Below are 25,314 nucleotides of genomic sequence, written 5' to 3' on the forward strand. Positions count from 1 at the left end.
CCTACCGCTTGGAAATGAGCAAAGCGGCTGGTCCGGGTGCCGGACCAGCCAGAGTCGTTTACTTTGCCAGCTCTACGGCTGTGACCAGCTCGGCAGCCGCCGTTTCAGCGTCATACTCACCGTTGAAGTGCGCTGTGATCACGTCATACATCGCATTCTGAACAGAAGGGTTGTTGGCGTGACCGTGGGCCATGGAGCCGAACAGACCACCGCCTGCCGCAGCTTCGGCCAATTGCGCCATGCCCAGCTGACCACAGGCGTCGAACTCGGCGTCAGAAATGTCTGTACGCGCGGGCACCGACCCTTTGACAGTGTTGAACGCGACCTGGAACTCCGGACTCATGACGGAGGATGCCATCGTCATCTGAGCGTCCATTGCGACCGCATCCGATACTTCGAACATGGCAAACTGGTCAGAGTTGAAGGTTACAGTGCCTTCCGTGCCTGGCACGCGGAAACACTGGAATTCTTCGCCAGCGGTCTGGCCTGCGTTGATGAATTCACCCTTCGCCCAGTCACCCATGATCTGGAACAGGGCCTCGTCGTTGGCGACCATTGCAGACGCAAGGTTCCAGTCACGACCAGAGAAGTTGTCATCGACGAAACCGCGCAGCGTTTCCATACGCTGGAAAGCTTCGATCATTTGCGCGCCGCCAAGTGCGTCGGGGTCCAGATCGATGAAGGCTGCCTGATAGAACTGAGGGCCACCAACGCCCATCGCCATAGAGTCAAACACTGTCGCGTCCTGCCACGCCTGACCACCATGGGCCAAACCAACATAACCCGCATCCTGTGCGGCCTGCATCGCAGCCACAAAACCATCCCAGTCAGACGGTGCTTCGGTCAAACCAAGTTCAGCCATGATCGCAGAGTTGGCCCAAACCCAATTGGTCGAGTGAACGTTGACAGGGGCTGCTACCCAGTTTCCTTCGAACTTGGAAAAGCCCTGCAGTGCTGCCGGAACAACCTCATCCCAGTTTTGCTCGGCGGCCAGCGTGTTTAGGTCCGCCAAAGCGCCCTCACCAGCCCAGTCCTGAATGGCAAAGCCCAGCATCTGCACGGCTGTTGGTGGGTCGCCAGCCGTCACGCGTGCGCGCAGCACTGTCATCGCGTCAGAACCACCGCCACCTGCAACAGGCATGTCCGTCCAGCCGACACCCTGACCGCTCAGGTCTTCTTTCAATACGTTCAGTGCTGCAGCCTCACCGCCGGAGGTCCACCAATGCAGAACCTCCACACCGCTGTGACCGTCAGCAGATGCCGTGCCCACTGTCGCGGACAGTGCAAGTACAATCGCTGTTTTTGTTTTAAAAAATGAACGCATGGTATCCTCCCATTGTTGCGTTTCGTGTTTGACGCCCTTTTCAGGCGTCTTTTTCAACCCAAGGTGCGCGGGTGCGCCCAACGCGCATGACCAGCGATTTCACCTCGAGAAATTCTTCAAATCCATAGCGCCCGATCTCGCGGCCCTGACCTGATTGTTTGACGCCGCCAAAGGCAAGCTCCGGGTAGCCATCCATCCAGGTATTTGTCCAAACCGTACCGGCCTCAGCGCGGCGGGCGAATTCCATGCAAGTGTGGATATTTTCGCTCCAGATGCCCGCCGACAGTCCATAGTCACTGTCATTTGTCAATGTTATGGCCTCGTCGAGCGTGCGATAGGTCAGCACGGTCAGAACCGGGCCGAATACCTCTTCGCGGGCGATTGCCATGGCGGGTGAGACGCCGCTGATAACCGTGGGCTGGTAAAACTGTTCGCTGAGACCGCCCACGGGAAGCGTTCCGCCGCCTATCTCAAGCTTTGCCCCATCTGCAACAGCCGCCTGTACATAGGTATCAATCTTGGCATTATGTTCGGGCGTGACGATGGCCCCGACTTGCGTTTCGGGATTCATCGGATCGCCAAATCTCACTTGACGAGACAGAGCAACGATACGGGCCACAAATTCTTCAGCGATGTCCTCATGCACGATGATGCGACTTGATGAATTACAGCACTGGCCGACGTTAAAATAGACACCGAACGTCACGGCATCGGCGGCACTGTCTAGATCCGCATCGGGGCAGATCACCTGAGGGTTCTTGCCACCCAACTCCAGCGCGACTTTTTTGAGCGTGCCGGAAGCAGCCTGTGTAATAAGTATACCGACGGCGGTTGACCCTGTGAACGTGACCATGTCGACGTCTTTGTGGGTCGACATCAAGCTACCCACGGGATCGCCGTGACCCAAAACGATGTTGCACACCCCGGCGGGCAGACCTGCTTCCAGCAACAACTCTCCCATCATCACGGTTGAGGACGGTGTCATCTCAGAGGGTTTCACAACAACAGTGCACCCCGCAGCCAGCGCAAATGGCAGTTTTTGCGACAATATCCAGAATGGGAAATTCCAAGGTGTGATGATCGAGACAACGCCAATCGGTTCTTTCAGCACGACACCCAGCATGTCCTCGCCCAGCGTGTTGTGACTGTCTCCATGGGTTGTGCGGGCCAATGATGCTGCATAGCGCCAAAGGTCGGCCGCGCCGCCAACTTCGCCGCGCGACTGCGAAATCGGCTTGCCGCTTTCGAGGGTTTCCTGGACCGCGATACGATCAACATTCGCTTCAATTAGGTCAGCCACTTTCAGCAGAACTGCTGCACGTTCCTTGCCGGAAATCCTGCTCCAGATACCGGCATCAAACGCAGCGCGTGTGGCATGGATCGCCCGCTCTGTCAGGGCCTTGTCTGCTTTTGCGCAGACGCTGACCACCGCGCTGTGGGAGGGCGACCGCCGCTCAAACGTTTCCGCGCCTTCGACCCATTCCCCAGCAATCAGATGACGGCCCAGAAAGGTAGCCGGAAGGTCGAAATCAATCGCATCGTTTATCGTGAGATCGTTCATCGTTCAATTTCCGCCGAATGCAGGAGAGCGTTTTTCAAGGAAGGCCTGCACGCCCTCGTCTCGGTCCGTGCTGGAGGCGGCGGCGGCACTGCCAAGGGTCTCTATGGCAGCGGCGGTGTCTTCGCCCACAGCGCCGTGGATCATGGCCTTGGCCAGTTCATTGGCACGCGGTGAGATGTCATCGAGCGTGGTCGCAATCTCACGCGCTACGGTCAGCGCGTCATCAGCGACCTCTGCTGCAAAGCCAAGCTCTACTGCGCGGTCCGCAGTGATACGGCGACCAAACAGCGCCATTTCCTTGACGACAGGTTCAGGAAGCAGGCGCGTCAGGCGCTGGGTGCCCGACCAACCGGGAACAATGCCGACCTTTGCTTCCGGCAGGGCAAGCGTGGCGTGGGGTGCTATCACCCGAATGTCGCAACAGGCCGCAAGTTCCAGCCCACCGCCAAAGGCGTGTCCGTTGATTGCCGCGATCGTTGGCTTGCAAAATCGCGCCAACCGATCAAAAATGCGGTGGCCGTTGCGAACCCAGTGACGGGCAAATTCCGCAGGGCCAAGGGGTCCCCACTCAACGATATCAGCGCCACAACAGAACGCTTTGGAACCCGCTCCAGTGACTATGACGGCACGGACAGTGTCGTTGAATTCAATCTCGCTTAGGTGCCCATCCAACGCGCGCAGCATGTCGGTGGTCAACGCATTCAGCTTGTCTACGTTGTGCAGCGCCAGGACCGCTGTGCTTTCCGCATATGTGCATGTGATGTCGCTCACAGGTTTAGCCCCATGGGTGCATCAACCAAAAGCGACGTCGGCATGACAGTGGCATTCTCCGCTATTTGAACACGGCCCTGAGATGGACCGACAATGTGTTCTTGGGGGTCGATGCCCGGCATGATTTCGGTGGCCAGCAGGCCCGTGTCGGTCAGGCGTATGACACAACGCTCGGTAACATAGATGATATTCTGCCCTTGCTCGCGCGCGCGGCGGCCAGAGAATGTGACGTGTTCTACCTTATCCACCATCTTGGTGAATTTTCCAGGGGCTGCGATGTCGATACCGTTATCGGTCAAATTGATCTTGGCTCCGGCTTCGAACCAACCAGAGAACACGATATTCTTGGCCCGTGATGTAATATCAACAAAGCCCCCGCAGCCGGCCGTCAGATAGGGTTTTTTGCCCAGCTTTGAGACATTGACGTTGCCCTCACGGTCCACCTCAAGGAATGACAGAAAGGACACATCAAAGCCGCCGCCCTGAAAGTAGATAAACTGTTGTGGAGCAGGCACAAATGCGTCCGCGTTCGAGGCACACCCAAAGGCAAAGCCGGTCAGTGGAACGCCGCCAACGGCCCCTTGCTCAATGGCCCAAGTGACGGCATCATGGCGCCCTTCTTCCAGAAGAATACGAGGCACCATTGCACTGATTCCAAATCCCAGATTAGCGGTCATGCCACGCCGCAGCTCTTGCGCTGCCCGCCGCGCGATGACCTTCTCGACACCGTGCTCGGCAATGGAAAAGCTGTCCCAAGGCCGCATGATCTCGCCAGAGATCCCTGGATCGTAGGCCGTTTCGGTCGTCTGTTTCTGCTCTGCATCAACAACGATACAATCAACCAAATGGCCCGGCACGCGAACGTCATGAGGTCGCAAGCTTCCCTTTGCCGTAACCCGTTTGACCTGCGCAATCACAAGTCCGCCGTGATTGCGCACGCAAATCGCCTGTTCAAGACCGCCCAGATAGGCGCCCTCATGTTCGTAGGTAAGGTTACCGCTCTCGTCTGCAGTTGTGGCGCGAATAATGGCAACATTCGGCGTGATATTGGGGAAGTGCAGCCAGGTTTCCCCGGCAAATTCTGCACGGGCGACGATCGGTGCGCCAGCACCGCGGTCATTCATCGCACAGCCCTGACGCATGGGATCCACGAAAGTATCCAGACCAACCTTAGTCAGAACGCCAGGACGATGAGCCGCAGCTTCTCTATGCATATCAAACATGATGCCAGACGGAACATTATAGGCGGCAACTCGGTCTTCCACGATCATTTTCCAGATCTGAGGCATCTCAACACTCGATGGGCCGGAGGGGTAGGAGCCGGCAAGAACCCGGGCCAAAAGCCCGTCCCTTGCGAGATGGTCCATGCCTTTGACGCCATAGACGTCCCCGGCTGCGATCGGATGCAAGGATGTGATGTTGCGGGGGTGACCCTCTTGATCAAATCGATCACCGATTGCCTTAAGTACGGCATCCGGACATCCCAGCGTTGAGGATGATGAAACAGACAAAATGGCACCGTCTGGAATTCGGCTAACCGCCTCACTGACAGCGATGTTCTTGCTCATTCAATCCTCCCCATGTTCCGAACTCCAACAAAAATTTGGAACGTTCCACAAGATAGATATGGAACGTTCCAAAAGTCCAGAAGAAAAATTTCTGCACGACAAACTGCTGAAACCTCAGTTATCCGATTTGTGGACCCGAGGGGTAATTTAGCAATCGCGAAAGGCCGACACCGGCCACTGGAACAACTCCGCGGAGAGTCCGCTTTGTCCCGCATCTTACCAGTTTAAGCTCGATGCAGCGCATCGGCTGGTTTCCCAAATCGGCCAATGGTGAGATGCGCAGCAAATACCGCCGAAGAATCCAACCCCGCCATGGGGCTTTGCGCTGCATGCGCACGCAGCGTCGAAACTACCGCAATTGCCAGAAAATTCGTGCTTTTCAGAGATGAAGCAACCAGCCCTTCGTGCAAGGCATTGTGTGTATCAAAGGTTGAATTTTCAGATTGCTGATCCAAGCCGCTACCGACGTTGGTTTCGCGCGGATATTTGTTATTCGGAGGCTGAGGACATGTTTTTTGACGGAACCGTGAAGGGCGCCGACTGTCTGCAGGCCATCAGGGCGTATCTGGAGTTCGTGTACGACAACCACTGTCGAAACCATTTAAGTAACTTTGACGCGGCGGATTGCCGCGAATTTTGAATTTGTTAACGATTTCTTTCCGATGGCCAGTGCGCCTGACACGTTCTGCAGATTAGAATTCTGCACATTTATAAAGGCGACATAGTATGGCGACGCCTACAGAATGGCCGAGCGAATTTCAGGTAAACACCGGTACGGCTGCAACTGGCAGCCAGTCAAACCCCCAGATCATCGGCTTGAACAACAGATACTTCGTTGTGAGCTGACAGGAAAACACCGCGGGGTAGCCCACCCCTGCTGGGTACGTGGCGCCATCTTCAGGCACGGATATCGTTGCCAAGATCTTCGATGCCACAGGCTTTTTGAAAAAAATTTGTTCCGGCTGAGATCGGACCGAGTCGCCCATGACGAGCTGGATTTCGACTTGACAACCACCCATGATGGTTTCGCGGAAACATACATCGACAATTCGATCAGCAATGTGAACCAGGCCACGGTTTACTATGAACGATTTGATTTCGACGACACACCGCAGTTCGGCATGGGGAAAGCGTTTACGATTGACACCGAAAACGTGGCAGCAGACGTCCTGAGCAATCCGCAAATCGCTGCAAACCTGATTGCCTCGGACGACGACGTGTTCCTGGCTTACAAGGAAGACGTGGGCACCGACGACGACATCGGTGGCCGGGCGATAGATCAGGTAGGGGTGATTGGGGCGGAATTCGCCATTGGTTAGAACAGTTCCACTCCGGATTTGATCGGCGATTTCGCGGTCCTCCGTAAGGGCGATTTCGTTACCGTTTTTCATGAGACGGATACCTTCGTCGGTAGCGAATTTACGATCGTGATCGCTGACAGCACAGGTATCAGCGGTTTCAATGTCTGGGATGCTACCAGTACCGCCCGGCTGCGTCTGAATCGGAGGTCGCGGCCCTCGCAGACGGCGGTTTCGTCGTCACTTGGACGGAAAGCAGCGACATCAAGGCGTGCGTCTATTTCAATACCGACATGTCCCTTTCATTCGAGTTTAGCATTGCCAGTGACACAAACGTGCAGAAAGAGCCTAAAGGCGGGCGCAGAGCACGGCGTGCCTTTGTCCGATGAAATATTTTCGTTCATCGAACTCTTACGGGCAATGCAGTTAGATTACATGTTTGAGGGTCGGAAAGGCCATAAGCCGCTGTCTAATAGGTCGATACTGGTGCTCTTGCACCGGATGCAGGTCGAGGCTGTGACGGTCCACGGCTTCCACTCTACGTTCCGCGATTGGGCGTCAGAAGTCGCAAACGCGCCGCGTGAGGTTGCTGAGCTGAGCTTGGCACATCAAGTCGGGCCGTATGTGGAGCGCGCTAACCCCTATTACATTCTTGGCACTGAATTGAGCCACCATTTTGTCGAAAAGCCGGCCAAGAGATTAGTAAAAAAGGGTTTTGATCAGATTTATGCTGTCAAATGTAAAGCGCCGTTCAGGCCGCTGGTCGACTACTTACCCATGAACGCGAGAAGGGGGTGGCTTTCAGGCTTTTGTGAAGCGTATGAGGGGGCTTGCAGCGGTTTGCGGGCAAGTGTGAATTGGGCAAATTTGACGAGATTTGCGACATTGCAATCAGGCGCATGTCTTGAGCCTATTCGAACCCCTTAAGCTCAGTTCAACACCACACTTTGAGCAGCAGCCCAGCCGGGCAGCTTGAAGTTTAGGCCCAACATCGCCCGCAAGAAAAGGATCACAGGAAGAGAATAGTTGTTGAGTAAAACGAGCGGATGAAACGCAAATTTGTGTTCTATTTTGAGGAAGCGGATGCGCTGGACGTCAAGTCTACAGAAAAGGTGCTGGCCGCTATACTAAAGTTTGAGCAATCAACAGGTTTCAAGCTATTCCAGCAGTTTCATATCGAGCAAGCGGCCAAATTCACGACCACTCTGTCCCAAGCTAGAAACCAACGCCGGCAACCCTTGAGCCATTCAACAATTGAAGCCACGCTGACATTGGTTCGCAAGTTCTTTCACTGGCTGGTGGGGCAGATCAGACACAAAAGGGTGCAGAGTTATAGCAATACGCGATTCTTCAACAATAACCGTAAATCTGCCAAGATTGCACAGAATGCAAATTAAATAGAATGCCCGTCACCTGAAGCTGCGTTTCACGCTTTCCAAGCCATGCCCAGCGCCACTGAATTTGACAAGCGCGACAAGGGGCTCTTTGCCTTCTTCATGCGCACAGGAGCATGTGTGGGGGCGGTGGCGTCACTGAAGCAGTTTTTTTGACCTATTAACCACAAAGTGTTCCAAAACCGGGGCGAGGTGAACACCAATGTCGCCAAATCTATCGACATCTTGTTCAACGCCCAAGAGTGTCAGGATTTGCGAAACATGTGACATACGTTTAGGGACTACGCTTTCAAAAGAACAATTCGAGAAGTTCAAAACTGAACTGCAGATTTTGCTACATGATCTGAGCACGAGAGAGCCCTGGAAAGAAGCGGTCTTAATCTGCTTAGCCGTCGTTCGTTTGGCCCGCTCACCCCGCGGCCAGAGAGCGCTTCGAGCCCAATTTGGCTATAGTGATGGTGATTTCGTACTGTGCGCGCTCGCAGCACGAAAAACGCGAAAGGCGCGACAAATTCAGTGCTCCTGCGCAGCGGAGGACACAGCCAATTAAGCTGCAGGTCATATGGAACGGCCTCACACGTGACCTGAGCTGCGCGCATTACCATTGTCGCCGGTATATAAACATGAATCGGCTAGGCCCCGAAAAACGCCTTTGGGACTGAACTGTGAAACACATTCTGATTAATGCCATTGCCACCAAATCGACTCAATTTCTAAGTAAATTGGACGTAAGAATACGTTGGATCGGCATTAAATCCTCATGTGTTAGTTCTAAATATATTCGAGTTTTGACCAGTTCTGCAATTCGAGGATAATGATGATCCGTTCATCTTTTCGGGATTACCTACGCCCCTTCGCAATAGCATTTCTTGTGATCGGAGCTTCGGCGCTTGCGATCTCCCAGTGGAAAGACGATTTGGTGGACCGTACTCTGTTAGGGCACGCGGAAAGCTCAGCGGTGACCTGGCGCGCTGAATTCATTCGTTCCGTGCCCGAGATTGAAGGGCTTTTCACGAGAGAGGATGTGGCTGAGCAGCAGCGCAGTGCAGTTGAGGCCTCCATGGCCGGGTCAGATATTTTCCGTTTCGAAGCATTTAATCCCGCCGGGGCCCTGACGTTCGTGTCTGATCGAGCGTTCTTCGAGGTCGAGGATGCTTCTCAATTCAACGCAACGGCCGCACAGGTGGCGGTGAGCGGCGAGACGATCGTCGTGGTGAAGGATGGGTCCGAAAACCGGTACCGCCCGGACCATTATGTCGCAGCCTACATGCCTGTGAACAGTGATGCGGGAGACAATGTAGGTGTATTTGAAGTTTACGTGGATGCCACTGGTCTTGCAAATGCACTGCGCCAAAAATTCTCTATTCTCAGTCTGTTGCTGGTCTCCGCAACCGCTGCCATCTATCTCGTGCCCAGTCTGATGCTCATCCGGCGGAACAAAGAACTCCGGGAACGGGATCGCGAACTCCTCAAGTTGTCTGAACGTGACTCCCTGACCGGGTTGTTGAACCGCGGTGCATTTAACGAGCAGCTGAATTCCCTATTCAAGTCAATCAAAGACACGCGCGCGGATATCGGCCTGCTGTTTGTTGATATCGACCAATTCAAAGAGACGAATGATACCTATGGTCACGCCATCGGCGACAAACTCCTGCAGGGCATTGCCAAGATTTTAGTCGAGGCCACACGCGATAAAGACATCGTCGCTAGGTTGGGCGGTGACGAATTTGTAATTGTCTGTCCCGATATCGACCTCGATGATCTGAGTGCAATCGGCGCGCGTCTGATAGACATGACGGATCGGCCATTACGCTGCGGGGATCAAGAGATTGGCACCGGCCTGAGCATTGGCGCACATTTGTCTGCCGAAGGAGAGAGTGAACGCTGGGCAATGCATCGGGCGGACCTTGCGCTTTATTGGGCGAAGGTGAACGGTCGCGGCCAAGTTGCGCTTTACTCCGACAAGATTGAGAAAAGGGAAATCCGGCGTCGCAGCGTTGAAGCCGATGTGAGGGCCGGGCTGGACAAAGGTCGGTTCTTTCTCGAATTCCAGCCGATCTATGATAACGCGACGCGCGTTGTCGGATTTGAAGCACTTTTGCGGTTGCGCACGCGGGATGGCGATCTGATTTCGCCAGAGGAGTTTATTCCGATTGCAGAGAACATCGGTCTGATCGGCGATCTTGGTCGTTGGGTGTTGATGGCTGCCACGCAGGCGGCCACAGCGTGGCCGGCGCCGCTCTTCGTTGCCGTTAATATATCTGCCAACCAGTTCCAAACTGAGACGCTGAACAAAGATCTTGCCGCAGCCCTCGACGCGAGCGGACTTGACGGGACGCGTGTCTGCCTGGAGTTGACCGAGCAGGTCCTGCTCGACGAACAGAATAGCGTTACCGACCAGCTTGCAGCGCTCAGGGGTTTGGGCGTGCAAATCGCAATCGATGATTTCGGCACAGGCTATTCCAGCCTCAGCTATCTTTGGCGCTACGATTTTCAGCATCTCAAGATCGATAAGTCATTTTTCGAGGCCTATTCGTTCGACAAAGCTCGGTATGGCCGCGTTATCGAGATGATCATTTCTCTCGGACATCAGCTTGACATGTCGGTTACGGTCGAAGGTATCGAAACGCAGGAACAATTTGATTTCATCCGATCCACCCCCTGCGACTGCCTGCAGGGCTTCCTGTTGAGCAGGCCGGTTTCGGAAATGCATGCCAGGGTGTTGTCGGGCAAAGCCACTGCAGCCTAACCCGACAACTTTGGAGGCGCAGTCGCACCATTCACTGTGCTTGCTCTACGGCTCGTTTCTTGTGCCGCTTGCATTTAGGCTTTCCGATCCGGTTTCCTTGGCTGGCATCGATCCGCCTATCTATCGGCGCCGGTCGAAGCGGCCAACGGATATTGATCTGCTAGCTTGGTTGAAAGAGCGGTCATCCGAACGACGGAGGTTTGACTGTCGCCGCCTGCGCATCCTACTGAAGCGTGAAGGTTAGCAGGTAAACAGTTTGGCAGCCGGCACCTGAACCGCCTGTTGTTTGCCGCAGACCCATCAGTAAGGATACTGGGTCATGGGAAAGACGAAGAACGGAAGACGTTATCCAGAGGAACTGCGCGCGCGCGGTGGGGATGGTTTTGGATCACGAGAGCGAAAATGCGAGCAGATCGGTAGCCATATTGTCGATCTCTCAGAGGGTTGGATGCAGTCGTGACAGTTTGCGCATCTGGGTCAAAGAACACGAGACGGATACCGGCAAACGCGACGGCGTGACGACTGCTGAACTGGACCGCCTCAAGGAGCTTGAGCGTGAGAACCGGCAACTGCGTCAGGCGAATGAGATCCTGAAAAAGGCATCCGCTTATTTTGCCCCCGCTCTCATCGCTGCGAGCGGCGACTGCCGCGCAGTGGGACGGAGCTCGCCCCCCCCTTTCGCAAATGATTGCCTTCATCAAAGACTTTCGCGGGGAGCATGGGGTCGAGCCGATCTGCCGGGTTTGGGCAAATCGCCCGATCCACTGCCCGGCAGGGCATTGCGCAGCAATGTCCCGAGAGGGGACGTTCTATGAACGCCTTGCCGTCGAGCGTGATCCTGACCGGGCTTCGGATCGTGCCAAGCGAGATGCGTCTCTGCGCAAGGAGATAGCCGACATCTGGGCAAAAAACCGGTCTGTCTCTGGCGCACGCAAACTTTGGCACGCGATGAAGCGTGAGAAGTATGATGTTGCCCGCTGCACCGTCGAGCCATTGATGCGCCAACTTGGCATTCAAGGCGTCCGGCGTCTGCCAGCCTCACCAGTCCCCCAAACAAGCGCAGCTTACCTGCTTTGTACCAACGGCTCAGCCCTTCGAGGACCAGACACCAAAACAGCCGCGACAGGACCTTCGCTGGTAGCACAAACCCCAAGCGGCAGACGATCTAAGGCGCCCCGTCCGATGACAATCCACCACCCGGTACAATGACATGTAGTTGCAGGTGCGGGTGACAGGTCATCGCCGAGACCCAAAAGTGCAGCACAAAAGTCACGCCGATCCTTGCACCAAGCTGTTTTTGAGCGGCGCCGATGGTCAGCAGCGTTCGGGCTGACGCTTCGAACAAAAGCCCGTAAACCGCTGACTTACCTGATACCCGATGACCGCGATCTGAGCTGGCAGCGTGAAGACCACATGGAAATACTCAATCGGCAAAAGGTCTTCCATCCGCGCCTGCCTCCAGTCTTGCGCCGCCCCACCCTGACACTTCGGGCTATGCCGATTGCGACATGCGTAATGGGCGATCTGTTGATGGCTGTACTTGGTGCAGGCCACAACAAAGCCACCTTGCGCAGCGGCTCGGCATGGTCCCGACGATAGGCAGGACAATGAACGCGGAAGATATCCGCAACCTCCAGTCTGGGGTAGGGCATCGAAGCCGGGGCCTACCTAAGTCTAGCCTTCCGGCTCACCAACAGATCAAGCGGACTGGAAACAACGTGGATCGTTTTGGTTACTGTCTATGTTTGGATCATCGTGGTCTCCAGCTACACGTGCCCGAGCAATACTTGGATCACGCGGATATCCGTCCCAACTTCCAGCAGACGGCGGGCAAAGCTGTGCCGCAACATGTGGAGCGAGCCTGTCTTCCCTGTTTCTGCAAAGTCGCAAGCCTCGCAGAAGGCGCGGTTGAACTGCCGCGTCGAAATCGGGTCACTGCGACTGCGGCCTGGGAACAACCAGCCCGCAAGACGCGCCTCGCGGCAAAATGCGCGCAGCAGGGGTGGCCAGATCTTATTCTGTGGGTGCAACTTGCCAGTGATAGGTTCCTGATTTAGCGGCACCAATCACATGATACGCATCACGCGGCGCATGCAGTGTCCGCCGCATTGATGGTTGTTATGCTTCATGTGCCGGGCCATTTGGCGCGATCCATACCACTGTGTTTCCAAGACCTGTTTGTCAATGAACCGCAGGTTTTCAGCGCTTTCAACTTTCGCCTCATAGGACAGATTCGACCGCGACAATGTCAGCAGCACAGAATATCGACGAACGCTCAACTTGTGATCTTTGTTCGACAATTTTTACCGCGTGTCCCTAGCAATTGGGGCGCGGCTTCGGCCAAAGAGTCCCGCTCCACCACCAACTAATCCGTCTTCGAATGTAGCTTGTCGACTTCAACCGCACTCACCTGTTCAGGGGAAGTACCCCGCGCGTAATTGCCACCGCCAAGTTCTCTATGGCCGCACGTTTCCAAGTGCCAATCCGGGTTGGGTGAACACCGTATTGCGTGGGCTACTCCGTCAGGCTTATCTCCTCGCGAAACGCTTCAAGTGAAACTTGGGCTTTGAACTCAGGAGAATGGGTCTTTCGTTTCTTATTCGCAGATCACTTCTCTCGTCAGGCAGTCGACCTTAACGTTTGACCCTTACGTCAGCGAGCACTTCGGTATTGAAAGTGTCCAAACTCTGTCGTTGGGAAAAGATTTGGGACTCGATTGCTTCCCCCAGCGCTAAATCGTTGAGCGCTTTCCTGTCCCGGTCCGACAGGTCTTCAATCAGACGTTCTGCAGCAATGACTTTTCCATATGCTTGCCGAACTTGACGAATATGCTGTTCCTTTTCTGCCAAAACCAACGCCAATTTGGTATTCAGGGAAGCCTTTGCTCTGCCCACCCATCGCTTCCAAATGACATCGGCACCAATTGATTGCATGGATGGAACCATGCTGACACAGTATCTGCATTTATCATGATCATGCCACGGGCATGCCGATATAATGCGTACAAGATCGCATCAAACACACCGAACAAATCCCTTTCTTAGGGATCAAGCCGATCGTTCCATCGCAAACGATTGCGGATGATAGGCAAAATAGTATCCGAGTTGACGGGCTCTTGACCCGCCCAGATCTTAGCCAGCGAGCCCCAGAGCGCGATAAGTCACCCGGCCCACGATGCCATCGGCGGCGAGCCCGTTGTCGCTTTGAAATGCGCGCACGGCAGCATCCGTATGCTGGTCAAAATCCCCTTCCGCGGTGATGCCAAGCGCTTCCTGAATTTTTGTCACCCAAGCGCCATTGGCCCCAAGACGCAGCACCGGGAATTCCAGATCGGGGAGCACACCATCGATTTTGCCTTGTCCCACGGATGCACCGGCCATCGTAAGCGCTTCGGTGCGCACGCCATCGACACGGCGCGTCCAGCCGCGGCCGAAAACGCTAAAGGTGCGCAGGCTACGCAAAAACGCCATTCGCGCATCGCACATGTCATTTATGACGTCATCTGGATCTGCCTGAGCCACGACTGCCAGGGTCTGTGGGCCGATGGCACCATCCTTGGTTGCCCCGACTGCCCCTTGCAACCATTTTGCGGACCGTCCCGGACCGGAGTTCACTGCCGCATCAAAAACGCAGTAATCGACGCCACTGGGAAGGTCGTCGCAATGGCATTTGTCCCAATAGCCGGCCTGATAGATGCGCGCCAATTGCTGGTCCGTGATGTTGATCAGATCGCTGACCGTGCTTGCCGCGCCGTAAAAACGGCGGAATGTGGCAAGGGTCACGCCCTTGTTTGTGGCCCCGCCCGGATCGTTCGGATGGTCCACAAAGCCGCCTTCATGTACCAGGACATGCTCCAGCGCATGATCAAAATTCTGTTCCATTATCGTGTCCCCCATGGTTCTGCATTTTCTTACGAAGAGTAGCGCCATACAGAATCGCGCACTACTCCTGTGCTCTTGTACGCCAGACGAACCGCGCATTGATCTGCTCATTCCGATCGGCCAGTCCCAACAGCTGTGCCATGTTTTCACCCGCGGCTTCGGAAGCTGGGTAGCGGGCGCTGGCCTCTGTTGTGCGCTCTGTACGGTCTGGCTCGCTTGCAGCGTGGACAAACTTTCGTATACCAGCGTGTCGGCCCGGAATGCAGAGGCCCCGTTTACATCTGTTTTAACAAGTTGCGCCACCTTGGCGACGCAAGCCGTCCTCTCGGTGGTTGTAACGGCCGAATTAAAAACACTTTAAAGACCCTGCGCTGCGGTCATTCGCGCAAGAAAAATCAATAACAGCAAAGAACCCATGGCCAAAAACCAACAGCCGGAAGCTCAAAGCAGATTTAACAAAAATAATTATCCGGTCGAATCCACTTTGGTGCAAGACAAAATGTGATGCGATGGCAATTTCGTAAATGCGTTTAAGAGTAGTGTCTTGCGTGCTCTCCTCCGCTTTCGCAAGCGTTGAACTGATGATTATTCTTTCAGATAGCGCTCTGGTTTGAAGTTTGCCCAACAAAATGGAAAGGGATTTTTTACAGTTGGATTGGTGGCCGCATTCATAGGTGATGCTGCGCAAGCATAAATCGGACCATCCTGCGACGCAGGATAAGGTTCGCGAGTTGTCTACGCCGAGGGCCGTTTTATCCAGATGAGATTGGAAAATTTCGTTAGGTTTTTCGGGTGGCTGGATGTTGGATAGTCTTCTGATCGACTGTCTATCCACCCTGTTTTGAACTTTGCGAGCGTGCCGAGCTTTTGGGTGGTTAAACGGCATTGGACCGCGTCCTCGGCACTGTCTTGTATGTTGAGGTGAGGTAGTGGCAGCCGATGAGACGTTTGAGGCGTGCAGACATCTTCTCGAATGATGTACGGTAGCGGTTCAATGTGGCTTTAGCGTCAGTCTCGGTAAAATCACGCCTCTTGTGACGGGTCTTTCTTGCCTCTAACGGGAAGTCTTGCGGGTGGCCCTATGCGCTGTCCCGTAGGGTTTCGATACTCAGGCAGTGACCTCTTCATTCCTGACAGGTTAGTCCTTATTCACGCCTTTCCCCAACATTATTTGGGCTTTCCAGATGTGTTGTGCAGAATTACGTTGACCAAGTCGCACAGCCGCCGCTTGGAAATGGCGTCGAAAGCACAGTTAACATTCGACATCCGGGTCACCAGTTCGAGATCAATCGAAGTGTGACCCATCTGGCCTCGGTATGACGCGAGATCACACCGCTTGCGCAGCGGTTGTGCGCCGCCCAAGGGATTGTGCCGAAGTCAGCTTTCGTGCGATTTCACTGAGCAACGGCGCAGGCTGACCAGTTCCGCCAGAATCGACAGCGCGATTTCTTCAGGCGTGACCGCACCGATATTCAGCCCGGCGGGCGCCTTGACGGCGTCAATCTTTGAACGTGGCAGCCCAGCAGTCTCCAGTTTATGCGCCAAAGTCGCAAACTTCCGGGCACTTCCGACAAAGGCGATATGCGTTCGAGGCGCGGCCAGCGCTTGTTTCAACGCATCAAGATCACCTTGGCCTTGCGTCGCAATCACAACGACTTTTTGCCGCGTATCGGGGCCATCCTGAGGGGACAAGACCGACGTGCTTGCCCAATGGAATTGCGGTGCCAGAGTGGTCAGCGCCTGGGCGACGGGCGAGGTGCCGATCACCACCAACTGCGGCATCGGCAGGCAGGGCTCAATGAATATATCCACGGTGCCTTTTGAGGGGCACCCGTTGCGGGCAAAGGTGGTCCCTTCAATGTCATCCCCGGCAGCAACTCCTTTTTCGGCCAAAAGCTCTTCGGGGGCAACTGAGATCAGATGGGGCGCGCCGTCTTGCAGCGCTGCAATCGCTGCGCGTTTTACCGCCCCTCGCGTGCAACCACCGCCAAGCCAGCCGTGCAAAATTGTACCGTCAGCACCTAACAGAGCCTTTGCCCCGGGTTTTGCCGCAGTCGCGCCGACGGTGCGCACGATGGTTGCAAAGGCAAAGGGTTGATCGCTGTCACGCAGCTCCTGAGCTGCTTCGGCGAGATCTGTTGACAGGATTTCAGCAGGGGTCATAGCGTAGCAAGCTCTTGGTCCAGAGCGGCCAGATCGTTCAGCGTATTGGCCGCAGCAAACAGATCAAGATGGGGCAGGGCGGCCGCCATGCCTGCGGCCACCGGCGTGTAATCTCGCCATCCCTTCAGAGGGTTGAGCCAGATGATCTTGCAGCCGCGTTTCTTGAGCTTGGCCAGGGACGCGCTCATGAACTCAGGCGCTTCGGTGTCGTAGCCATCCGAAAGGATCAAAACCACGCTTCGACCATCTACAAACCGTTTGGCGTAAGTATCCGCGAACAAGCCAAGCGAGGGGCCAATTTTGGATCCACCGCCAAATCCGTCCGCCATCAAAGACATACGCCCGATTGCGCGCATCGTGTCTTTGTCACGCAAGGCTTCGGTGATCCGCACAAGACGTGTGTGAAACAAGTAAGCGTCTGCTGCAGGATCGGCGCGCATCAGACCCGCGAGGAACGCCAGAAAAACTTGGCTATAGACAGTCATCGATCCGGATACGTCGCAAAGCGCTACTATTTTGCGGGTCCGGTCGGGGCGGCGTTTGCGCAGCAGCCGGACTGGTTCACCCCCAGTGGACAGGCTGTGACGTATGATTTTGCGAAAATGGAGCCGGTCCCCTTTGCGCGCTGCAATGCGGCGGCGCGACCGTTTATCTCGCAAGGCCATGCCCAAACGACGCGCAATGGCTTCTGCTTGCGCGATCTCATCAGGGCGCACCAGATCGCGCAGATCTTTGCGTGCCAGGTTGCGCACCTCGGTGGCGATTAATTTGCCAGTCCCGTCGCTGTCGGCGTCGCCTTGACCGTCATCTGGCGCGGTTGCCGATCCGGATGTGCCCGCGTCCTGTCCTTTGGCTTCGAGCGATGAGTGCATGTTGTCGTCGATTTTGCTCGATTTGGTCGGAATGATCTTTTGCTTCACGCGCCCCGCGTCCATCCAATAGCTGTCAAACAGGGCGTCAAATCGCTCAGCGTCTTCTTTGCATCCGGTACACACCGCGCGTAAGGCACGGCGGCTTTCATCAGGGAAAATGGCGTTAACTTCGACCAATGCCGACAGCGCCAAATCGGCCTCTGCCACGCCAAGGCGCAGGCCATTGCTGCGCAGATGGGCGATAAAACCACCGACCCGTGCTGCTGGTCCGGGGTCGCGTCCTGCAAAGCGCGTGACCCGCGTCATGCTGCGCGCCCCGCGATACGGCCTGCGACTTCGGTCGTGATATGGGCTTGATCGCTTTGGGTTTTCAAAAGCGTCGTCAGCGTGGATTGCAGGACCGCAGGATCATCCGTCAAATCGGAAATCCCCAAGCCCATCAAAGCGGCTGCAAAATCGAGCATCTCCGCGATGCCGGGGGTCTTTTCCAATTCTTCTTCGCGCAGTTTTTGTACAAAGCCGACGACTTGTGCACCCAACCGCGCTTCGATCTCGGGGCAGCGCGCTTTGAGGATCGCAAGCTCTGTGTCGCGATCCGGATAATCAACATAGGTGTAAAGACAGCGCCTGCGCAGTGCATCAGACAGGTCTCGCGTGCCATTTGACGTCAGGATGACCATTGGCTGTGACGTGGCGGTGATGGTCCCCAGCTCTGGCACAGACACTTGATAATCGGAAAGGATTTCCAACAGATAGGCTTCAAATTCCTCATCTGCGCGGTCGATCTCGTCTATCAACAAAACGGGCGGCGTGGCTTGCGTAATGGCCGCCAGCAAGGGGCGCTCCAGTAGAAAGTCGCGCGAGAAAATCCGATCTTCGACGTCTTTGCCGGTCTGGCCATCTTCAGCGGCAGCGCGGATTGTCAAAAGCTGACGCTGATAGTTCCATTCATAAATCGCCTGTGCGGCATCCAACCCTTCATAACACTGCAGGCGGATCAACTGCGTGTCTTTGGCGGCGGCAAGAGTGCGCGCGACTTCTGTCTTGCCGACACCTGCTGCCCCCTCAAGAAGCAAGGGACGCCCAAGCGACAAAGCCAGATGCAATGCAACAGCCAAATCGTCAGAGGCAACATAGCCTTCGCCAGCGAGGGCGGTTTGTAAATCTGTCCAGATCATGCGTTTGTGCGCAGGGCAAAGTTTGGGCTCGCCCTGCGCCCTTTCTTAGCCGTGCAGGCCAAGCTTGTTGGCGGTCTGCCAAATCCGCCAATGATCATGCGGCATGTTGGTATGCGTGTTGCCAAAGGGGCGGAACGCATCCTGCACAGCATTGGAGAAACACGGGACGCCGCCCACATGCGGGCTTTCACCGACACCCTTCGCACCAATCGGGTGATGCGGGCTTGGCGTCACGGTGAAGTCGGTCTCGTAGTTTGGAACTTCCCATGCTGTGGGCAGGAAAAAGTCCATCAGCGTGCCGGTTTTACAGTTGCCCATGTCATCATAAGCAATTTCCTGACCCAAGGCGACGGCAAGGGCTTCGGTCAGACCACCGTGTACCTGACCTTCAATGATCATCGGGTTGATCCGAGTCCCACAGTCATCCAGCGCATAGAACCGGCGTATTTCCGGCACACCGGTATCCACGTCAATGTCCATCACACAGACATAGGCCCCAAACGGGTAGGTCATGTTGGGCGGATCATAATAACTGACCGCTTCCAGACCCGGTTCAATCCCCGGGATCGCCTGATTATAGGCGGCAAAGGCGATTTCCTTCATCGTCTTGAACTGCTCTGGCGCACCTTTGACGACAAACCGATCCACATCGAATTCCACGTCATTGTCGTGGACTTCAAGCAAATAGGCCGCAATCATCTGTGCCTTGGCGCGGATTTTGCGCCCCGCCATGGCCGTTGCCGCACCGGCGACAGGCGTAGAACGCGACCCATAGGTGCCAAGACCATAGGGGGCTGTATCGGTGTCGCCTTCCTCAATCGTAATGCTGTCGGCAGGCAGACCAATTTCGGAGGCCAGGATTTGCGCAAATGTCGTTGCGTGCCCCTGACCTTGGGAAATCGTGCCCAATCGCGCAATCGCCGAACCCGTCGGATGGATGCGGATTTCACAGCTGTCAAACATTCCAAGACCAAGGATGTCGCAGTTTTTCACCGGGCCGGCCCCCACAATTTCTGTGAAAAAGCTGAGGCCGATGCCCATCAGTTTGCGGGTTTTTCCCGCCTTGAACTCTTCGACCCTTTGGGCTTGTTCTGCGCGCAAGCCCTCATAGCCAACGGTCTTCAGGGCCTTGTCCCATGCCGTGTGATAGTCGCCGCTGTCGTATTCCCAACCCAGTGCGGCGGTATAAGGGAATTGTTCCTTCTTGATGAAGTTGATGCGGCGTAATTCAGCGGCGTCCATGTTCAACTTGATCGCCAGAACCTCGATCATGCGTTCGATAAAATACACCGCCTCCGTCACGCGGAAGGAACAGCGATAACTGACGCCGCCGGGTGCTTTGTTGGTATAGACTCCGTCCACCTCCAGATAGGCGGTGGGGATATCATAAGACCCCGTGCAGATATTCATGAAACCCGCGGGGAATTTGGTGGGATCAGCGCAGGCATCAAAGCCGCCATGATCTGCCGTCACATGACATTGAAGCCCGGTGATTTTTCCCGCTTTCGTCGCAGAAATTTTGCCGGTCATGTGATAGTCCCGCGCAAAGGCGGTGGTCATCAGGTTGTCCATCCGGTCTTCGATCCACTTGACCGGCTTACCGGTCACAATGGAGGCCACGACGGAACACACATAGCCCGGATAGGCACCCACTTTGTTGCCAAAACCGCCGCCAATGTCAGGTGAAATCACGCGGATGTTGTGCTCCTCGATGCCGGAGATCAGCGATACGATCGTGCGGATCGCATGGGGGGCTTGAAACGTGCCCCACAGCGTTAGCTTGCCGTTGACCTTGTCCATGGAGGCCACGCAACCGCATGTCTCAAGCGGGCAGGGGTGAGTGCGGTGGTAATACATGGATTCTTCGGCCACGATCTCGGCGCTGTCGATGACCTCTTGCGTGGGCTCTTTGTCGCCCGCTTCCCACGTAAAGATGTGGTTGGGATGTTTGCGCGGCCCGTGAGCACCATCAGTAGCTTTCCCGGTGTCATCCACAGTGTCTTCACGCAACACAACATCGGATGTCAGCGCCTCAAAAGGGTCCACTATCACGGGCAGCTCTTCGTAATCGACTTCGACCAGTTCGATGCCATCTGCGGCGGCATAACGGTCTTCGGCGACCACACAAGCCACTTCCTGGCCCTGAAACAGCACCTTGCCATCGGCCAGCACCATTTGCTTGTCACCAGCAAGCGTCGGCATCCAGTGCAGACCAAGCGGTTCCAGATCGGCAGCTGTCAGTACCGCTAAAACGCCGGGCACCTCCAGAGCAGCAGCGGTGTCGATACTCTTGATCCGCGCATGTGCGTAGGGAGAACGTACGAAATCGCCAAAAAGCATCCCGTCCAGCTTGATGTCATCGACATAGTTGCCTTTGCCTTGGGTGAACCGCGCATCTTCGACCCGCTTGCGCGAGCAGCCCATGCCCTTGAGGTTGGCAACGCGTTCGTCGCGTGTGACTTCATCTTTCATTCTGCGGCCTCCTTGGCGGCGCTCATCTCAGTCGCGGCAGCTTGGATGGATTTCACAATGTTCTGATACCCCGTGCAGCGGCATATGTTGCCCGCCATACCAAAACGGATTTCCTCCTCCGTCGGGTTCGGGATTTCCTCCAGCAGTTTGGTCGCCCGCGTGATCATGCCCGGCGTGCAATAGCCGCACTGAAGGCCGTGGTGTTCCTTGAACGCCTCTTGCAAAGGGTGCAGGTTGTCTGGCCCGCCAATACCTTCAATGGTGGTGATGTCGGACCCTTCGGCCTGAACCGAGAACATGGTGCAGGATTTGACCGATTTGCCATCAATCGTCACCGTGCAGGCACCGCAATGGGATGTTTCGCAGCCAATATGCGGACCGGTGATGTTCAGTCGCTCACGCAATGTGTAAATCAGCAATTCGCGCGGCTCAGCGAGGAATTCTTCTTGCTTGCCATTCACGTTGAGCGTGATGTGTTTCTTCTTTGACATGGTATCCCTCTCCCTTATGCCCGCGACCAGGCGCGTTCGATGGCGCGGCGCAGGATGACTCCAGCCACGTGATTTTTGAATGCGACCGGACCACGGTTATCTTCGGTCGGATCAATGTCCCCGAGCATGGCAGCCATCGCGGCTTTGAGCGCCGCATCATCGACGGCTGTGCCCATCAATGCGTCCCCTGCAGCTTCTGAGAAAACGGGCGTATCGCTGAGATTTGTCATCGCGATGGATGCTGCGACGCAAACACCGCCCTCTTTGACGATCTGCACAGCTGCCGCAGCGGTGGCGTAATCGCCAATCTTGCGCTTTTGCTTTTCATAGGCATATCCACCTTTGGGCAGGGGGATTGTGACTGAGGTCAGCACCTCGTCGTCTTCGCGCGCCGTCATGTAAGCGGCCTCATAGAAGTCCCGCGCCTTGACGTCACGTTCGCCATCGGCACCGATCAAGGTGAAAGATGCATCAAGGCATTGCATCAAGCCCGGCATGTCATTGCCCGGATCGCCATTGGCGATATTGCCACCAACAGTGCCCATGTAGCGCACCTGAGGGTCGGCGATTTGCAATGCGGCTTCGCGCAGGATCGGCGCCGCAGCCGTCAGCCCGTCATGCGCGATGATGTCGGACTGGGTGACCATCGCCCCGATCCGGATCGTATCACCGTCGATCTCAATGTCTGACAACCCGTCGACGTCCTGCAGGTCAATCAGATGCGGGACGTCTGCCATACGCAGTTTCATCATGGGGATCAGACTGTGCCCGCCTGCCATCACCCGTGCATCATCCCCGTGTTCGTCGAGCAGGGACAGTACACCCGCCATGTCCTGTGGCCGGTAATATTCAAATGCTGCTGGAATCATTGGCTCTCCTCCCTGAAGCGCTGATGAGTTTTCTCGTGGAAACGTGCATGCAGGGGGTTGCAAAGGCTTCAGGAAACTGATGAAAAACTGATGTTTTGCACGAAATGCGCCTTAGCTTGCACCAACTGCGCCGCCCTGCGCCAGCAAAGCGTCCTGTATTTCTTTCAGCTTGGAACGGCTGACCGGCGCCGGCGGCAGATCACCTGCACCAAAAATACAGCGCCCTTTGTCCTTGGTCCGCTCAAACCGGGAAACCTTCTCCGGGTTCACGAGATAACTGCGATGGGTTTGAAGAAATCCAACAGGCACCAGGCGTTTCGTGGCTTCGGTGATGGGCCACACGCAGAACATGCGATCATGCTGCGTGTAGATCTGGGTGTAATGCCCGTCTGCTCGTAACATCAAAACATCGCGAGGTGACACGAAAACCTTGCCACCGTCGCGTTCGCACGGAATCCGCAGCCCGGGACTGTTGATGCCTGCTTCAGGCGCAACCGGTATTGGGGTCTCGTCTGCCGAGGGGGGCACCAGATAGGTAATGCCTACCCAGAGGAAAGCACCGAAAATCACAAAACTGGTTGCTATGACTCCAAGCGCCAGAACCTCGTTGCTCATCCGGGGGCCAAACTCGTCACCCTGCGGATCCGCCACAAAATTTGTGCCAGCCATCGCAAGGAAATGAACAGAACAAACGGCACCTGCAAAACAGAGCGTCCCGAGCAGAATGTTGCGATTGGTCCGTTGACCATAGGCGATCCAAAACGCGACGACACAGAGCACAACAGCCACGATGGAAGATGTCGCAACACCAACTGGCGTGTAAATGGCGCGGCACAATTCAAGCCCCGCCATTCCAATATAGTGCATGACGAGGATGCCGACCCCGACGAGCGCACCCGCAGTTGAAATCACCAAGGGGCTGCGAAGGGTGAAGTGAAGCAGGATCAAAGCCGCCCCGACAATCAGGATGGCCGTCAACGCCGACATCAAGGTAATGGCCGCATCATAGTAGAACAATACGGGCAGTTGCAGACCCAGCATCGCAACGAAGTGCATGGACCAGATGCCACCGCCAAGTGCGACAGATGCAAGCGCGACAGAGAGCGTTTTCTGAGCGACCGTCTTGTCCGAAAGATTACGCGTCAGTGACAGCCCGGTGAAACCAGCGACCAGCGCAATCAGCCCTGACATGGCCACCAGTAATAGGTTGTGATCAAACGCAAGCAGTTCCATGCAAGTAAAACTGGCGAAAAACTGGGCGCTTTGCAAATCAGGAATTGGCGAGTGTTGCCGGTTCTGGGCCTTCGCCAGCAGCAAACAGGGCGGGACCTGTTCACATCACACCAAGTGATCTCAAGAAATTCCTGCCTGTTCGAGATGTGAATCCTGCGTCGCCAGAGCAAAAATGACCGCATCATTTGAAACCAAGCGCTCAAATCCGAGGAGCCTATCGCAGTTTGATGCTGCTCCTTTGATGGCATTTACTGCACCAAAGGAGACGAACTATGGGACTGTAACGGACGGACGAATTCCGCGCTGATGCAGTGCGGATCGCACTGAACATTCGGTTGACGCGTAAACAGGTGGCCGATGACCTTGGCGTCGGTATGCCTAGGCTGAATAAATGGATCACCGCCCATCGAGACACAGATGCGTTGTCGAAAGAGGATTTAAACCTCGCCGAAGAGATTGACCGTCTTGGACGTGAGAAATGCCTCCTCAAGGAGGAGGGGGAAATCCCCAAAAAAAGCCACCTCTTACCTGACAGGCGATTACGCAGTAATCTGCCCAGAGGGCAGTTCCTTGCGAGCCTAAAGCAATGAGATTTAGGTTTGTCGAAGAGCATAGCCAGTTTTCCAGCCAATCGGTTGTGCGAGGTTGTCGGCGTCAGCGCGCGCGGTTTACGTGCCTTCCGCAGTCGCCAAGCCAGTCGCGGGCAGCGGTCCGGTCTGGTCACACTGATTCATATCAAAGAGCAGTCGCGTCTCAGCCTGGTCAGCTATGGCAGGTCACGGATGACCGAAGAACTGAAGGAAATCAGCTTGGATGTCGGACACCGTCGTGTGGTCAGATTGATGCGCCAGAATGGCATATCTGTGGCTAGAACCCGCAAACACAAGGTGACGACCATTGCCCGGCAGACGATTGTGCGGCAATCTACCGAGTGTCCGTTTTGGTCAAGTCGCCTTTTCCGCCCATTTCCGATGATCGCGCAGTAGAGCGTTTGCAAGGACCAACAACTTGCGCATGACCGCTGTGATCGCAACTTTTTTCTCTTTCCCGATGGCGACGAGGTGATCGTATTTGGCTTTCAGATCCGGATTGAACCGGATCGCGACCAGGACAGGCATGAAGATAGCGTGTCGCAGACCTGGGCGGCCACCTTGTATTCTTGCCTTTCGCTGCCATTTCCCGGAACTCTGTGACATCGGCGCGAGTCCGGCGACCCGTTTGCTGTCCAAAGTGCCGATCTCAGGCATATCCACGAGAATAAGGAGCGCTGTTGTCGTCCCAATTCCGGGGGTGCTGGACAGAATTTCCAACCGTTCGCTCATGCGCTGATCCAAGCTTGCCAGGGCCAACATCGACGCATCACCTTTTTCAATGTCGCTTTTGATCTGGCGTAGACGCCTTTCCAATTGCTGCTTTATGAGAGCATTGGTCGCTGTGGCCTTACGTGCTTTGGCGGCTATACGATCCTTTACGAGTACCCGCCGTGCAGA

Annotated in this window: 21 protein-coding genes, 4 pseudogenes and 1 other annotated feature; of the genes and pseudogenes, 7 read left to right on the forward strand and 18 right to left on the reverse strand. The window is 55.5% G+C overall.

Annotated elements, in window-relative coordinates; all coding sequences use genetic code 11:
• Positions 1–58 precede the first annotated feature (58 nt).
• The 4 genes from R8G34_20510 to R8G34_20525 are packed head-to-tail and all read right to left on the reverse strand — an operon-like array spanning position 59 to position 5,224.
• Positions 59–1,324 (reverse strand): ABC transporter substrate-binding protein, encoded by a 1,266-nt coding sequence (locus R8G34_20510; protein ID MDW3225239.1) that lies wholly within the window; start codon positions 1,322–1,324, stop codon positions 59–61.
• A gap of 40 nt (positions 1,325–1,364) precedes the next feature.
• Positions 1,365–2,885, reverse strand: coding sequence for an aldehyde dehydrogenase family protein (locus tag R8G34_20515; GenBank protein MDW3225240.1), 1,521 nt, complete (start codon positions 2,883–2,885; stop codon positions 1,365–1,367).
• 3 nt (positions 2,886–2,888) lie between these two features.
• Positions 2,889–3,656 (reverse strand): enoyl-CoA hydratase/isomerase family protein, encoded by a 768-nt coding sequence (locus tag R8G34_20520; protein MDW3225241.1) that lies wholly within the window; start codon positions 3,654–3,656, stop codon positions 2,889–2,891.
• Positions 3,653–5,224, reverse strand: coding sequence for a CoA-transferase (locus tag R8G34_20525; GenBank protein MDW3225242.1), 1,572 nt, complete (start codon positions 5,222–5,224; stop codon positions 3,653–3,655). The genes R8G34_20520 and R8G34_20525 overlap by 4 nt, the downstream gene beginning before the upstream one ends.
• Before the next feature lie 953 nt (positions 5,225–6,177).
• Between R8G34_20525 and R8G34_20530 the strand changes: the two genes are divergently transcribed.
• From R8G34_20530 to R8G34_20555, 6 genes and pseudogenes are all read left to right on the forward strand, one after another.
• Entirely contained in the window at positions 6,178–6,543 is a 366-nt protein-coding gene (locus R8G34_20530; GenBank protein ID MDW3225243.1) for a hypothetical protein, read from the forward strand.
• A 1,025-nt stretch (positions 6,544–7,568) separates the two neighbouring features.
• Entirely contained in the window at positions 7,569–7,919 is a 351-nt protein-coding gene (locus tag R8G34_20535; protein MDW3225244.1) for a hypothetical protein, read from the forward strand.
• 814 nt (positions 7,920–8,733) lie between these two features.
• A complete protein-coding gene (locus R8G34_20540; GenBank protein ID MDW3225245.1) occupies positions 8,734–10,665 on the forward strand; it encodes an EAL domain-containing protein in 1,932 nt (643 codons plus the stop codon).
• Between the two features lie 94 nt (positions 10,666–10,759).
• Positions 10,760–10,906: pseudogene (locus tag R8G34_20545) on the forward strand (IS3 family transposase).
• Between the two features lie 136 nt (positions 10,907–11,042).
• Positions 11,043–11,288: pseudogene (locus tag R8G34_20550) on the forward strand (transposase).
• Positions 11,289–11,303: 15 nt separating this feature from the next.
• Positions 11,304–11,425: a sequence feature (AL1L pseudoknot), on the forward strand.
• Positions 11,350–11,874 (forward strand): IS3 family transposase, encoded by a 525-nt coding sequence (locus R8G34_20555; protein MDW3225246.1) that lies wholly within the window; start codon positions 11,350–11,352, stop codon positions 11,872–11,874. (Overlaps the previous feature by 76 nt.)
• A 105-nt stretch (positions 11,875–11,979) precedes the next feature.
• Here R8G34_20555 and R8G34_20560 read toward each other — a convergent pair whose 3' ends face one another.
• The 13 genes and pseudogenes from R8G34_20560 to R8G34_20620 form a co-directional block, all read right to left on the reverse strand.
• A complete protein-coding gene (locus R8G34_20560; protein ID MDW3225247.1) occupies positions 11,980–12,111 on the reverse strand; it encodes a hypothetical protein in 132 nt (43 codons plus the stop codon).
• 12 nt (positions 12,112–12,123) lie between these two features.
• A pseudogene (locus R8G34_20565) lies at positions 12,124–12,219 on the reverse strand (hypothetical protein).
• Between the two features lie 212 nt (positions 12,220–12,431).
• Positions 12,432–12,728 (reverse strand): tyrosine-type recombinase/integrase, encoded by a 297-nt coding sequence (locus R8G34_20570; GenBank protein ID MDW3225248.1) that lies wholly within the window; start codon positions 12,726–12,728, stop codon positions 12,432–12,434.
• A gap of 570 nt (positions 12,729–13,298) precedes the next feature.
• Positions 13,299–13,598, reverse strand: coding sequence for a hypothetical protein (locus R8G34_20575; GenBank protein MDW3225249.1), 300 nt, complete (start codon positions 13,596–13,598; stop codon positions 13,299–13,301).
• A 198-nt stretch (positions 13,599–13,796) separates the two neighbouring features.
• A complete protein-coding gene (locus R8G34_20580) occupies positions 13,797–14,546 on the reverse strand; it encodes a glycosyl hydrolase 108 family protein (protein ID MDW3225250.1) in 750 nt (249 codons plus the stop codon).
• Positions 14,547–14,892: 346 nt separating this feature from the next.
• A complete protein-coding gene (locus tag R8G34_20585; GenBank protein ID MDW3225251.1) occupies positions 14,893–15,432 on the reverse strand; it encodes a hypothetical protein in 540 nt (179 codons plus the stop codon).
• Positions 15,433–15,923: 491 nt separating this feature from the next.
• Positions 15,924–16,709 carry an XdhC family protein gene (locus R8G34_20590; GenBank protein ID MDW3225252.1) on the reverse strand — a complete coding sequence of 262 codons (786 nt, stop codon included), beginning with the start codon at positions 16,707–16,709 and terminating at the stop codon, positions 15,924–15,926.
• Entirely contained in the window at positions 16,706–17,887 is a 1,182-nt protein-coding gene (locus R8G34_20595; GenBank protein MDW3225253.1) for a VWA domain-containing protein, read from the reverse strand. The genes R8G34_20590 and R8G34_20595 overlap by 4 nt, the downstream gene beginning before the upstream one ends.
• Positions 17,884–18,759 (reverse strand): MoxR family ATPase, encoded by an 876-nt coding sequence (locus R8G34_20600; protein MDW3225254.1) that lies wholly within the window; start codon positions 18,757–18,759, stop codon positions 17,884–17,886. Before R8G34_20600 ends, R8G34_20595 begins: the two co-directional genes overlap by 4 nt.
• Before the next feature lie 45 nt (positions 18,760–18,804).
• Positions 18,805–21,231, reverse strand: a complete 2,427-nt coding sequence (locus R8G34_20605) for an aerobic carbon-monoxide dehydrogenase large subunit (GenBank protein ID MDW3225255.1) — start codon at positions 21,229–21,231, stop codon at positions 18,805–18,807.
• Positions 21,228–21,722: a (2Fe-2S)-binding protein gene (locus tag R8G34_20610; protein ID MDW3225256.1), complete on the reverse strand. Its 495-nt coding sequence runs from the start codon at positions 21,720–21,722 to the stop codon at positions 21,228–21,230. The genes R8G34_20605 and R8G34_20610 overlap by 4 nt, the downstream gene beginning before the upstream one ends.
• 14 nt (positions 21,723–21,736) lie before the next feature.
• Positions 21,737–22,591, reverse strand: a complete 855-nt coding sequence (locus tag R8G34_20615) for a xanthine dehydrogenase family protein subunit M (GenBank protein MDW3225257.1) — start codon at positions 22,589–22,591, stop codon at positions 21,737–21,739.
• 111 nt (positions 22,592–22,702) lie between these two features.
• The gene (locus tag R8G34_20620; GenBank protein MDW3225258.1) at positions 22,703–23,824 is read right to left on the reverse strand and encodes an MHYT domain-containing protein; all 1,122 of its coding nucleotides are present in this window, start codon (positions 23,822–23,824) and stop codon (positions 22,703–22,705) included.
• Between the two features lie 311 nt (positions 23,825–24,135).
• On the opposite strand from R8G34_20620, the pseudogene R8G34_20625 reads away from it, so the two are divergent.
• Positions 24,136–24,720, forward strand: a pseudogene (locus R8G34_20625) (IS3 family transposase).
• Positions 24,721–24,768: 48 nt separating this feature from the next.
• Here R8G34_20625 and R8G34_20630 read toward each other — a convergent pair.
• Entirely contained in the window at positions 24,769–25,146 is a 378-nt protein-coding gene (locus R8G34_20630) for a transposase (GenBank protein ID MDW3225259.1), read from the reverse strand.
• Between the last annotated feature and the right edge of the window lie 168 nt (positions 25,147–25,314).

It is taken from the genome of Paracoccaceae bacterium, from assembly GCA_033344815.1.
Lineage (GTDB): Bacteria > Pseudomonadota > Alphaproteobacteria > Rhodobacterales > Rhodobacteraceae > Roseobacter.